Source organism: Serratia sp. JSRIV004 (genome assembly GCF_019968705.1).
Taxonomy (GTDB): Bacteria; Pseudomonadota; Gammaproteobacteria; order Enterobacterales; family Enterobacteriaceae; genus Chania; species Chania fonticola_B.
In genome coordinates this window covers 260,482-273,545 of record NZ_CP074140.1, presented here as the reverse complement: position 1 = coordinate 273,545, position 13,064 = coordinate 260,482, and the positions used below count along the sequence as shown (strand labels likewise).

The window sequence follows — 13,064 nt, the reverse complement described above, 5'->3', positions numbered from 1 at the left end:
GGGCACTCAGTGCCCAACAGCGAAATTATTATATTATTAGTTAACTACGTGGCCGGCGTACCAAGGCGACGCCCGCACCAATCAGGCCACCGATTGCGCCCCACATAATCAGCCAGAATACCCGGCGTGGACTATCACGTTTCACCGGCTCTTCCGGCGTACGTAAATAGCGGTAGGTCTGGAATTTGGCATCCAACGTCGGGCCAACGTTCAGAGTTGCCAGCATCGCCCGGTTCTGATCGTAACTCACATCGTAAGCCGGGCCGGAAGCCTGTAAACCTTCCAGACGCGCCTGCAGCATAGGTTTGCCCAGCAGGAACAGATCGGAGTCTGGCAGCTGTTCGGCTGGCGTATCGGTCTGCGTACGGCTAATCCCCTGCTGCTCGGCGATTTTCAGCGCCTGCTGCACGGTCTTGAGCTCACGCTGATAAACCGCATCGGCTACCGCTTCCTGGCGTTTGACCTGTGCACTCATCGAGGTGGTACGCGCCGCCCAGGCTCCCTGGATCTCTTCATTCAGATGCTGCGCCGCGCGGTGGCTGGCAAAGGCAACATACTGACGCAGCAGATGGTTGGAGTCTGGCGCGGTCTCGGCGGTGAGTTTCACGCTATCATTCAGCACTTTTTTGTCGTCGCGCGGCGTGAACTGGATATTGTTAATCAGGTCATCAAGCAACGCCGCATCGGCACGGGCATCCCCTTCCTGGCGCTGCTTGTAGTAATCGCTTTGCAGCCAGAAATCACGGCGCGTGTCATAGGCGGCCAACTGCATGATAAATTCATTATAGGCTTCATCGGCGATGCCTGGCTGATCGCTGGCAACCGCAGGCAGCGTGCGCTGATCCAGGTTACGCAGGAACTGCTGCTGAGAGTAATATCCCCCCAGCGCATTCACCGTTGGCTTATCGGTGATCGCCGTAGCGCTCCACTCCTGTTTCACCAGGTAGGAAACGATCAGCGCGACGGCAGCAAACAACACCGCAAAACCGATAATCCATTTTTTGCCGCGCCACAGGGTGCAGCACAGACCGCGGATATCGAGTTCGTTATCGACCACCGGGGTATTCTTGTCAGACGTTGTTTCAGGATTCATCACTGCCCTAAAGCCTCAGTTAAGGTACTTGCTTATTGTTCGTTGCATTCCGCAGGCGGCGCTTGAGACGTTTGATATAGCGCGCGACCCGCCATGCACGTTTAATGCAATAGCCATACAAGAAGAATGCAAGCAAGAATAATGCCAACATAACCCATTCAGGTATGAAAGTCAGACGTTCGCCTATCACGCCAACCGCCGCCAACAGCGCTGCGGCCAAGGTAATGAGCACAAAAGCCTGACGAGGCGTAAAGCCCGCTCGCATAATCAAATGGTGGATGTGTTGACGGTCTGGCGAGAACGGGCTCATGCCCTTACGCAGACGGCGATACATGATGGCAATCATATCCATCAGCGGGATGGCGATAATCCACAGCGCGGTGACCGGTTTGATCGGATGGTTTGGCCCTTGCGAGCTTTGCACCAGCAGCCAGATGGCGGTAAAACCGATCAGCGTACTCCCGGCGTCACCCATAAAGACTTTATAACGACGGCCAAGGATGCCGAGGTTGAGCAGAATATAGGGAACAATGGCCGCCAGCATCGCGAAGCACCAGAAGGCAAGCTCGCTATGGCCGCCTTGATACAGCAGGATCCCCATCGCGCCGAACGACACGCAGGAGAGACCGCCGAGCAGGCCGTCGATACCGTCGACCATGTTAAAGGCGTTAATCGCCGCCCAAACGGCAAACAGCGTCACCAAATAGCCAAACGGCCCCAACTGCATTTCCCAGCCACCAAACACATAGCCGAGGCTGCGCAGATAAAGGCCAGCAAATACCATCATGGCGATGCCGACCAGTGCCTGAATAGTGGCGCGGATCTTGACGCTGATATCGAAGCGATCGTCCAGCGCCCCGACGAAGACCAGGACACCGGCGCAGGTGAGATAGAGTTTGCTGTGCGCAATCGTCTGGTCGGTGATCAGGAAGGCAAAGCAGATGCCAGCGTAAACAGAAATCCCACCCACCAGCGGGATCAGCCCCTGATGACGTTTGCGATAATTAGGCTTATCAACCAAACCAATAGGTTTTGCTGCCTTGCGAGCAACAAATAAAAAAGCCAGAGAAAACAGAAAAACAAAAAGAATTTCAGTACTCATGGTGAGTAAGTTCACGGTTAACAAATCTCTGAAGAAGATGAGGCAGCTTAACATGGGTAAAAAACCGCGCCACATGACCAAGCGACCTTTCAGTCATTTCCTATGACATAGACACTTATCAATGCCCAAAACGTGTCTTGCTTCAACGCATTAATGCAAAAACAGGCACAAATAAGATAAGTTCTCAATAAGTCACAAGAATAACTTACTTTCCTTTACTGTTACTTATCGTATCCGCCAAAAGCAAAAAACGCCACGACTAGGCGTGGCGTTCCTCGAATATTTTACTTATTTATGAGCGTTTCATCATGTCGAAGAATTCATCGTTGGTTTTGGTCATCGCCAACTTGTTAATGAGGAACTCCATCGCGTCGATCTCGCCCATTGGGTGAATGATCTTGCGCAGGATCCACATCTTCTGCAGTTCTTCAGAGGTAGTGAGCAACTCTTCTTTACGCGTACCGGAACGGTTGTAATCGATAGCAGGGAACACGCGCTTCTCGGCGATTTTACGCGCCAGATGCAGTTCCATGTTACCCGTACCTTTAAACTCTTCGTAAATCACTTCGTCCATCTTCGAGCCGGTATCAACCAGTGCGGTAGCGATGATGGTCAGGCTGCCGCCTTCCTCAACGTTACGAGCCGCACCGAAGAAGCGCTTCGGACGATGCAGGGCGTTGGCGTCCACACCACCGGTCAGCACTTTGCCTGAGGCAGGTACTACGGTGTTGTAGGCACGCGCCAGACGGGTGATGGAGTCCAGCAGGATGATCACGTCTTTTTTGTGTTCGACCAGGCGCTTGGCCTTCTCGATCACCATTTCGGCAACCTGTACGTGGCGGGATGCGGGTTCGTCGAAGGTAGAAGCGATCACTTCGCCTTTTACCAGACGTTGCATCTCGGTCACTTCTTCCGGACGTTCGTCGATCAGCAGCACCATCAGCACGCAGTCTGGATGGTTGTATGCGATGCTCTGCGCAATGTTTTGCAGCAGCATGGTTTTACCGGCTTTCGGCGGTGCCACAATCAGGCCACGCTGGCCACGGCCGATTGGCGCTGCCAGATCCAGTACGCGAGCCGTCAGATCTTCGGTAGAGCCGTTGCCGCGCTCCATACGCAAACGTGAGTTGGCGTGCAGCGGCGTCAGGTTTTCGAACAGGATCTTGTTACGGGCGTTTTCCGGTTTGTCGTAGTTGACTTCGTTAACTTTCAACAGGGCAAAATAGCGCTCGCCTTCTTTTGGCGGACGAATCTTACCGGAAATGGTGTCACCTGTGCGGAGGTTAAAGCGGCGGATTTGGCTGGGAGAAACGTAGATATCGTCGGGGCCTGCGAGGTAGGAACTGTCTCCGGAACGGAGGAAACCAAATCCATCCTGCAATATCTCCAGCACGCCATCACCGAAGATATCTTCTCCGCTTTTCGCATGTTGCTTGAGTATAGAGAAGATAATGTCCTGTTTGCGCAGGCGGGCCAGGTTTTCCAGCCCCATATTTTCGCCGAGAGTAATCAGCTCAGAAACCGGCGTATTCTTTAATTCGGTAAGATTCATAGTGGGGGTTCTTAAACTCGGGGTGTGTCTCGAACTAGTATCGTGAATGGTATGGCAGCGTGTTATACCCATAACCTTTCAAGCTACAACGTGAAATTCATAGGGTATGCGTGCCTGTTACTGGACGTTCGATCGCCGGGCTGCTGGGCCGCCGCAGTAAGAAATGGCTTAGCTGGGGCGCACACGCTGACGGTTTAAGATCGAAGGTGCCTTAAAACTGATTTTTTTGTAAAACCGCTTGATCGTCAAAACACGGGCTCGGTTCACAGTAAAATGCTAGTGCCGATGGTTCAACGTAGAGTAACGCTTAGATTCAGACTCTTTAGATTTAATACTTATGGCAAGTTCAGAATGCAGTATGGTTAAACTTAACACGCTTCTTGGCAGGCGTCTAGCGGTGAATGAAAATCCCCCTCCAGACGCCCGTCACGGGGCTTCCCGCCCTAATTACAGATTCGCGTCCAGGAACTCTTTGAGCTGGCCCTTGGACAGCGCGCCGACCTTGGTCGCTGCCACTTCACCGTTCTTGAACAACAACAGCGTCGGAATACCGCGGATGCCGTACTTAGGCGCGGTAAGCGGGTTTTGATCGATGTTCAGTTTGGTAATGGTCAGCTTGCCGGCGAACTCTTCGGCAATCTCGTCGAGGATCGGAGCAATCATCTTGCACGGACCACACCATTCAGCCCAGAAATCGACCAGGATTGGCCCTTCGGCTTTCAGCACATCGGAATCGAAGCTGTCGTCAGTCAGGTGAATAATTTTATCGCTCATGTTCTACTCCACAGGATTAGGTCTACCTTGTTGGTGTAGCATCAAACCAACTCAGGTGATTTTATTTCACCGCTTTTATTTCAACGGATATGCTTTCGTAAAGCAATAGTTAGCTGATATTCTACCACACTATGAGCAAAACACACTTGACCGAACAGAAGTTTTCCGACTTCGCCCTGCACCCGTTAGTCCTTGAAGCCCTTGAGAAAAAAGGGTTTCACAACTGCACGCCCATCCAGGCGTTGGCATTGCCGCTCACCCTCAGTGGGCGCGACGTTGCAGGTCAGGCGCAAACCGGTACCGGAAAGACGCTGGCATTTTTAGCGTCTACTTTTCACTATTTGCTGTCCCACCCGGCGAAAGAAGGTCGCCAGACCAACCAGCCGCGCGCCTTGATCATGGCGCCTACGCGTGAACTGGCGGTGCAGATCCATTCCGATGCAGAAGCGCTGTCGCAATCTACCGGGTTGAAGCTTGGCCTGGCCTACGGCGGTGATGGCTATGACAAACAGCTGAAAGTGCTGGAAAGCGGCGTAGATATTCTGGTGGGGACCACCGGCCGTTTAATCGACTACGCCAAACAAAATTATATCGATCTGGGTGCTATCCAGGTTGTGGTGCTCGATGAAGCCGACCGCATGTACGATCTGGGCTTTATCAAAGATATCCGCTGGCTGTTCCGCCGTATGCCCGCGGTCGATCAACGCCTGAACATGTTGTTCTCTGCCACCCTGTCCTATCGCGTACGCGAGCTGGCCTTTGAGCAGATGAACAATGCCGAATATGTGGAAGTTGAACCGGAACAGAAAACCGGCCACCGCATTCAGGAAGAGCTGTTCTACCCTTCCAACGAAGAAAAAATGCGCCTGCTGCAGACGCTGATCGAGGAAGAGTGGCCGGACCGCTGCATCATCTTCGCCAACACCAAGCACCGCTGTGAAGACATCTGGGGCCATCTGGCTGCCGATGGTCACCGCGTAGGCCTGCTGACCGGCGACGTGGCGCAGAAAAAACGCCTGCGTATTCTGGACGACTTCACCAAAGGTAACCTGGATATCCTGGTCGCCACCGATGTCGCCGCACGCGGCCTGCATATTCCGTTGGTGACTCACGTCTTCAACTACGATCTGCCGGATGACTGCGAGGACTACGTGCACCGCATTGGCCGTACAGGCCGCGCGGGCGAAAGCGGTCACTCCATCAGCCTGGCCTGTGAAGAGTACGCGCTGAATCTGCCAGCCATCGAGACTTATACCGGCCACAGCATTCCGGTGAGCAAGTACAACAGCGATGCGCTGCTGAGCGATCTGCCAGCACCGAAGCGCCTGGTGCGACCTCGTGGCAACAACGGCCCACGCCGTAACTCTTCCGCGCCACGTCGTGGTGGTGCGCCGCGTAACAACCGTAAACGTTCGGGCTAATAGACGACTATGCCAGGTTCCAGCACCCTCTATGCCGCCATCGATCTGGGTTCCAACAGCTTCCATATGTTGGTGGTACGTGAGGTGGCTGGCAGTATCCAGACGCTAGCTCGCATCAAGCGCAAAGTGCGCCTGGCGGCCGGGCTGGATCAGCACAATCACCTGTCACAGGAAGCCATGCAGCGCGGTTGGCAATGTCTGCGGCTGTTCTCGGAACGCCTGCAGGATATCCCGCGCGATCAAATTCGGGTCGTCGCCACCGCAACGCTGCGCCTGGCCAACAACGCGGCCGAATTCCTGCAAACCGCCGAAACTATCCTTGGCTGCCCCGTTCAGGTCATCAGCGGCGAAGAAGAAGCCCGCCTGATCTACCACGGCGTTGCCCATACCACCGGCGGCCCGGATCGGCGTCTGGTGGTCGATATCGGGGGTGGCAGCACGGAGTTGGTCGTAGGGACAGGGGCGCAAGCCGCACAGCTGTATAGCCTTTCGATGGGCTGTGTCACCTGGCTCGAGCGCTTCTTCAGCGATCGCAACCTGGAGCGGGATAACTTCGAAGCCGCCGAACAGGCCGCGCGTGAAAAGGTGCGGCCGATAGCCGCACAACTTCGCCAACATGGCTGGCAGATTTGCGTCGGTGCCTCCGGAACCGTGCAAGCGCTACAGGAAATCATGGTGGCGCAGGGGATGGACGAACGTATTACCCTGCCCAAACTGCGGCAGTTGAAACAACGAGCCATTCAGTGTGGCAAGCTGGAAGAGCTGGAAATCGAAGGCCTGACGCTGGAACGTGCCTTGGTGTTCCCAAGCGGCCTGTCGATACTGCTGGCCATTTTCCAAGAGTTAGGCATTGAAAGCATGACGCTGGCCGGTGGTGCTCTGCGCGAAGGGCTGGTGTATGGCATGCTGCATCTGCCGGTCGAGCAAGATATCCGCAGCCGCACGTTACGTAATCTGCAACGCCGTTACCTGCTGGATATCGAGCAGGCCGAACGCGTCAGCCAGTTGGCAGCGAACTTCTGTTTGCAGACCACCAACGAATGGCAATTGGATACGCGATGTCGTGAACTACTGCATGCGGCGTGCCTGATCCACGAAATCGGCCTGAGCGTCGATTTCAAACAGGCTCCTCAACACGCCGCCTATCTGGTCAGCCATCTTGATTTACCTGGCTTTACCCCGGCGCAGAAAAAACTGTTAGCCACCCTGTTGCAAAACCAGAGCAATGCCCTCGATCTGCCGCTGCTGAGCCAACAGAACGCCGTGCCACCCCGCGTGGCACAGCGCATGTGTCGTCTGTTACGTCTGGCCATCATCTTTGCCAGCCGCCGCCGTGACGATACCCTGCCCGCGGTACGCCTGCGTGCCAACGATGAAGAGTTGCATGTGATTTTGCCGCGCGGCTGGTTGGAACGACATCCGCTGCGCGCAGAGGCGCTGGATCAGGAAAGCCACTGGCAGAGCTATGCCCACTGGCCTCTGTTTTTGGAAGAGCAGTCTTAAGAGCATTTCCCCCTTTTCTGCAACCGTCTCTTTAACCGTTTTATGTGAAAACGCAACTCAATGGCTGACTCCGTCCTAAGAGGTTGCGTGATAACAAGGCTAATTAAAGAGACTTTTAATGACCTCCTATGTTATTAAAGAATAGTTTAATAACGCACAATCTTATTAAAGGGGGGTTTTAATGAAGCGTATTTCTGGTCGATTTGTGACAATTCAGAGTCATCAGGAAACGGTCAATGCCTTCGTACCTGCGCCTTTACCACCAACTGATCCCCCCATTGTTGCCAAATCCTATCAGGAACTCAATAATCGAGCTGAATTGGCTTTAGCTAGACTATCAGCTATGTCCGGTCTGGTTACATCTGGAGAATGGTTAATTTACAGTGCAATACGTAGAGAGGCTTTACTCACCTCCCAGCTTGAGGGGACACAGGCAACACTGACTGACGTTTTTGATGAGGAAGCAGGGCTGGCCGTAACAAATGTGAATGATGTTGAGGAGGTCACCAGGTACCTGCAAGCATTCAAGTTTGTGCGTGAGCAGATACTCTCGCCAACAGGATTACCTGTATCAGTCCGGTTACTAACACAAGCCCACAAAGTTCTTCTGGCTGGTGTTCGGGGTACAGATAAGCAACCCGGTAGTGTACGGACCAGTCAAAACTGGATTGGTGGCACGCGGCCAGGTAACGCGTCGTATGTCCCTCCTCCCCCAGAGGAAATTACCAATTTACTCGCAGAGCTGGAGCTTTTTATTCACGACGAGCAACCAACATTACCCCCGTTGGTGAGGATAGCGCTGATACATGCCCAGTTCGAAACCATTCACCCTTTTCTTGATGGTAACGGACGCATAGGTCGTCTGTTGATTGCCATGTTACTCGAAACGTGGAAGCTTCTGCCTGAACCACTATTGTATGTATCAGGATATCTGAAGGCCAATCAGGCTGAGTATTATCGCTGTTTATCTGAAACAAGGAGAAATGGTGATTGGGAGTCTTGGGTATCATTCTTCCTTGAAGGCGTTGAAATTGCCGCAGGGGAAGCACAACAGAGCATCATTCAGATAGCCTCACTGATTGCTGTCGATCGGAAAAAAGTTCTCGATACGGCATCCAGTACATTACAAACGTTGCGTCTTTTTGAATTACTACCAACAATGCCAAAATTAACGGTAGAAAGAGCCCAGGCAGAGTTAGATGTCACGTTTCCTACAGCGAGCACGGCCATTAAAGCACTAGAGAATGCGGGGATACTGGTGGAAACTACAGGTCGAGTGAGAGGTAAAAGCTATGTCTATCAAGCCTACGTAGATACTTTACGTAATGAATAATAGCAACAGGGCGTTTTCGCGCCCTGACCCTCAGCTACCGCCCTTAGCCTTGGCCAGCATCGCCTTCACGCTGGCCAAATGGCTCTGGCCCTTCTCCATCCGCTCCTGCGGGCTAACGACTTTGCGTTCCGACTCCCAGGCCAGATCGTCCTGCGGCAATTCCAACAGGAAACGGCTGGGTTCTGGCCGCACCAGTTCACCGTACTGGCGACGTTCGCGACACAGGGTGAAAATCAGCTCTTTCTGGGCACGAGTGATCCCAACATAGGCCAGACGCCGCTCTTCATCGACATTATCCTCGTCAATGCTGCTCTGATGCGGCAATAATCCCTCTTCCATCCCCACCAGGAACACATAGGGGAACTCCAATCCCTTGGAAGCATGCAGGGTCATCAGCTGTACCTGATCCAACTCTTCATCGCTTTCACCGCGCTCCATCATGTCACGCAACGTAAAGCGCGTGACCACCTGGGTCAGCGTCATCGGTTCGTCCAGATCGTTGCCTTCCAGCATCTCGGTCATCCAACCAAACAGGGTGTTGACGTTTTTCATACGCATTTCGGCCGCTTTCGGGCTGGGCGAGGTTTCAAACAACCAGCTTTCATAGTCGATGCCGCGGATCAGATCGCGCACCGCTGCCACCGGCTCACGCTCCACCATTTGGATGATCCCTTCCATCCAGTGGGTGAAACGCTGTAAAGACTCCAACCCCCGCCCGGTTAGATACTGACCAAGGCCAAGATCGAAGCTGGCGCGGAACAGGCTCTTGTTACGCTGATTGGCCCACTCCCCCAACTTTTGCAGCGTCGCCGGGCCAATTTCCCGCTTCGGCGTGTTGACGATACGCAGGAAGGCGCTGTCGTCATCCTGGTTGGTCAAAACCCGCAGATAGGCCAGCAAATCCTTGATTTCCGGGCGCGAGAAGAACGAGGTGCCGCCAGAAATCTTGTACGGAATGCGGTTCTGCATCAGCATTTTTTCAAACAGCCGCGACTGGTGGTTTCCGCGATAGAGGATCGCATAATCACCGTAATTGGTTTTCTTCACAAAGTGATGAGCGATCAGTTCTCCCACCACCCGCTCGGCCTCGTGATCTTCATTGTTGGCCGTGACCACCTTCAACTCTTCGCCGTAGCCCAGCTCAGAGAACAGGCGTTTTTCAAAGACGTGCGGGTTGTTGGCAATCAGGATATTGGCAGCTTTCAGAATACGTTCACTGGAACGGTAGTTCTGCTCCAGCTTGATCACCTGCAACGCCGGGAAATCTTCCTTTAGCAGTACCAGGTTCTGCGGACGAGCACCGCGCCAGGAGTAGATCGACTGATCGTCATCCCCCACCACGGTAAAGCGTGCGCGGTGACCCACCAGCAGTTTCACCAGTTCGTACTGACTGGTGTTGGTGTCCTGATATTCATCCACCAGCAGGTAGCGGATACGGTTCTGCCAGCGCTCACGCACCTCCTCATTACGCTGTAGCAACAAGGTAGGCAGCAGGATCAGATCGTCAAAATCCAGGACGTTACAGGCCCTCATGTGATCGTGATACAGCCCGTAGCAGTGGGCGAACAGTTTGTCCCGCTCGGAGCGCGCCAGCCCCATTGCCCGCTGCGGATCCACCAGATCGTTCTTCCAGTTGGAAATGGTCGAGATCAGTTGTGCCACCAGAGTCTTGTCGTTTTCCAGCCACTTCTCGGTCAATTCCTTCAACAACGCGAGCTGGTCTTGATCGTCAAACAGCGAGAAGTTGGACTTCATCCCCAACGCGGCATATTCGCGTTTGATCACTTCCAGCCCCAGCGTATGGAAAGTGGAGATCATCAAGCCACGCGACTCTTTGCGCCCCATGGTTTGCGCCACACGCTCTTTCATCTCACGCGCCGCCTTGTTGGTAAAGGTTACGGCGGCAATATGCCGCGCCTGATAGCCACATTGGTGGATCAGGTGGGCGATTTTATTGGTGATCACACGCGTTTTGCCGGAACCGGCACCGGCCAGCACCAGGCAAGGCCCGGTAACGAATTCGACGGCTTGTTGTTGGCTGGGGTTTAATCGCATGGCGCTTTGTTGCTCAATATTGGAGTGCTGGGGAGAGGGATTGTAGCAGAAAGCGCCAAACAGATTTAACAGGTATAATGGCGGCAAATTCTACACGACTGATTGGATTATTAAGATGGCAAAGACCGCTAGCGCGCTGCACATCCTGGTGGATAACGAAACACTGGCCAACGAACTGTTGGCCAAACTCAAGCGCGGTGTCAGCTTCGATACGCTGGCGCGCAAATACTCGAGCTGCCCGTCCAAGCGCAACGGCGGCTCCCTGGGTGAGTTCAACAAGGGGACTATGGTCGCAGCCTTCGATAAGGCGGTGTTCAGCATCCCGTTGCTCAAGCCCTATGGCCCGGTGAAAACCCAGTTCGGCTATCACATCATCAAGGTACTTTATCGCAACTAGGCCCCTCACCCTAACCCTCTCCCACAGGGAGAGGGGACCGATCGAGCTAGCTATCAGTTACAGCGAATTACCTCGCCACAGTACCCAATCAGCTCCCTTTACGTAGGGAATTGAACGATCACGGCACCAATTAAGGCCCCTTTTACCTAGGGACAGATCGATCACAATACTTGACCACAACACCGGACCAGCTCCCTCTCCCTGTGGGAGAGGGTTGGGGTGAGGGGTCAATGATTACTGTGCACTGGCATCCGGTGCTGCGGTAGCCGCTTCCGCCGGTTTTGGCTCTTCGCTCACTACGGCCGGTGCTGGCGCCATGATGCCGTTATAGGTTTCCTGTAGCTGCTTCATATTCATCTCCGGCTCCCCCTTAGGCTGTAATAGCACCAAGGTGGCATCCTGCGACAGTTGCAGCTTCAGTTCCTGATTCAGCGATTCCAGCGTCAGCGACGACAAGAAGGCCTGACGCAGCTTCTGGTATTGCTCCGGAGCGATATCCACTACGCCACTTTGCTGTGAACGCAGACGCTGGCTCATCAGCACGTCGGTATCAGTGCGGGCATAGGTGGCAAACAGTTTGCTCAACTGATCGGTTTTCTGTGCCAGCAAGGCATTGAACTCATCCTGAGACAGGCCGTTGTTACGCACATTAGCCAATTCGCGGGCAATAAAGGCCAGGCCGTTGTTCAGATTATCATTCGGTGAATTCAGATGGATCGCACACTGGGCGCGTTGATACTGCACCCGGCAGTCAAAGCCCAGCTTGATGTTTTTCTGCTCGCTCTTTTGCAGCACCTGCTGAATGTGCCAGAACAGGGCTTCACGGGCCATATCACTGCGCCAGTAACGGCTCAGGCTTTGCGAATCGCGAATCGGATGCCATGGCGTATCCCACATGATCGACAGCGTATCCTGCTTCACCTGATCGCTGATCAGACTGACTGGCTGCGGCGGCAGAGGAGTCAGAGTTGGCATAGTTGCCGGCGCTTCGCGCTTGCCTTGGAGAGGCGAGAACGCCTTGTTGATCTGTTCGGTCAGGCTACGGCTATCAACTTTACCCACCACGTATAACGTCATGGCATCTGGGGTATACCACTGCTGATAAAATTTCTGCAGTTGCTCGATATTGACAGGCCGCTTGACCAATTGGCCCGGATCGTGTGCCAGTAACGTTGAGCCTTTCAGGCGATAACGCCACCAGCTGTCTTTGGGATCCGGCGGGAAGATACCGATAGGATCCATATTGGCATTCATCACCGCCTCTACCGTTGGCTCATCGATAGCCAGCTTACCCGTGGTATCCGCCAGCCAGGCCAGCGCCTCTTTCAACAGATCGGGGCGGTTATTGGGCAGGCTAAGGTTGTAGATGGTGAAATCATAAGAGCTAATGGCTGGCGGCAATGGCCGTTCACTGTCCACGCTCTGTTGCCACAGCGACTGTAGCTGCGGCTGGGTAAAACTCTCGCTGCGCGTAATCGCAATACGCGGCAGCAAATGGGCAAAACCGATCTGCTGGGCCGACTCCACCAGCGATCCGGTATTGACCATCAACCTTAACTCAACTCGATCGCTCGGGCGCTGTGGTGTATCAAGGATCTGCCAAGAAAAACCGTTATTCAGCTGCCCCTGCTGCCAGGCAGGATCAGGTTGTAGCGCTTCAGCGTGCACGCTGCCGTTGGCCGCAACCAACAGCAGCCCACCCACTAAAAGACGAATTCTGGTGCCCTGCATGTGAACCCCTACTTAATGACTAGCCAATTTTTTATGCAAATACGGATATTCCGTTCATTGGAATATAAGGCATCGTCTCGCCGCGATGTTGACGAGTACGGCC

The 13,064-nt window shown here is 53.9% G+C and carries 10 protein-coding genes; 4 read left to right on the top strand and 6 right to left on the bottom strand.

All coding sequences use genetic code 11. The features are described 5' to 3' along the window. Positions 1–40 precede the first annotated feature (40 nt). The 4 genes from wzzE to trxA all read right to left on the bottom strand — a co-directional run bounded on the left by wzzE (position 41) and on the right by trxA (position 4,521). Positions 41–1,093, bottom strand: a complete 1,053-nt coding sequence (gene wzzE, locus KGP21_RS01160; RefSeq protein WP_021181556.1) for an ECA polysaccharide chain length modulation protein — start codon at positions 1,091–1,093, stop codon at positions 41–43. A gap of 19 nt (positions 1,094–1,112) precedes the next feature. Continuing rightward, positions 1,113–2,210: a UDP-N-acetylglucosamine--undecaprenyl-phosphate N-acetylglucosaminephosphotransferase gene (gene wecA / locus KGP21_RS01155; RefSeq protein WP_024484187.1), complete on the bottom strand. Its 1,098-nt coding sequence runs from the start codon at positions 2,208–2,210 to the stop codon at positions 1,113–1,115. A 277-nt stretch (positions 2,211–2,487) separates the two neighbouring features. After that, positions 2,488–3,747, bottom strand: a complete 1,260-nt coding sequence (gene rho, locus KGP21_RS01150; protein ID WP_021181558.1) for a transcription termination factor Rho — start codon at positions 3,745–3,747, stop codon at positions 2,488–2,490. A 447-nt stretch (positions 3,748–4,194) separates the two neighbouring features. Further along, positions 4,195–4,521: a thioredoxin TrxA gene (gene trxA, locus KGP21_RS01145; protein ID WP_021181559.1), complete on the bottom strand. Its 327-nt coding sequence runs from the start codon at positions 4,519–4,521 to the stop codon at positions 4,195–4,197. Positions 4,522–4,652: 131 nt separating this feature from the next. Here trxA and rhlB point away from each other — a divergent pair, with 131 nt between their 5' ends. The 3 genes from rhlB to KGP21_RS01130 all read left to right on the top strand — a co-directional run bounded on the left by rhlB (position 4,653) and on the right by KGP21_RS01130 (position 8,778). After that, a complete protein-coding gene (gene rhlB, locus KGP21_RS01140; protein ID WP_024484189.1) occupies positions 4,653–5,942 on the top strand; it encodes an ATP-dependent RNA helicase RhlB in 1,290 nt (429 codons plus the stop codon). Positions 5,943–5,951: 9 nt separating this feature from the next. Then, positions 5,952–7,445 carry an exopolyphosphatase gene (ppx, locus tag KGP21_RS01135; RefSeq protein ID WP_021807744.1) on the top strand — a complete coding sequence of 498 codons (1,494 nt, stop codon included), beginning with the start codon at positions 5,952–5,954 and terminating at the stop codon, positions 7,443–7,445. Between the two features lie 181 nt (positions 7,446–7,626). After that, positions 7,627–8,778 carry a Fic family protein gene (locus tag KGP21_RS01130; RefSeq protein WP_021807743.1) on the top strand — a complete coding sequence of 384 codons (1,152 nt, stop codon included), beginning with the start codon at positions 7,627–7,629 and terminating at the stop codon, positions 8,776–8,778. 30 nt (positions 8,779–8,808) lie between these two features. On the opposite strand, the gene rep is transcribed toward KGP21_RS01130, so the two are convergent. After that, positions 8,809–10,833, bottom strand: coding sequence for a DNA helicase Rep (gene rep / locus KGP21_RS01125; RefSeq protein ID WP_021181562.1), 2,025 nt, complete (start codon positions 10,831–10,833; stop codon positions 8,809–8,811). 115 nt (positions 10,834–10,948) lie between these two features. Here rep and ppiC point away from each other — a divergent pair, with 115 nt between their 5' ends. Beyond that, a complete protein-coding gene (gene ppiC, locus KGP21_RS01120; RefSeq protein WP_021181563.1) occupies positions 10,949–11,230 on the top strand; it encodes a peptidylprolyl isomerase PpiC in 282 nt (93 codons plus the stop codon). A 234-nt stretch (positions 11,231–11,464) separates the two neighbouring features. Here the strand turns inward: ppiC and KGP21_RS01115 are convergent, their stop codons facing one another. After that, entirely contained in the window at positions 11,465–12,961 is a 1,497-nt protein-coding gene (locus KGP21_RS01115; RefSeq protein ID WP_223536960.1) for a pitrilysin family protein, read from the bottom strand. Positions 12,962–13,064: the final 103 nt, after the last annotated feature.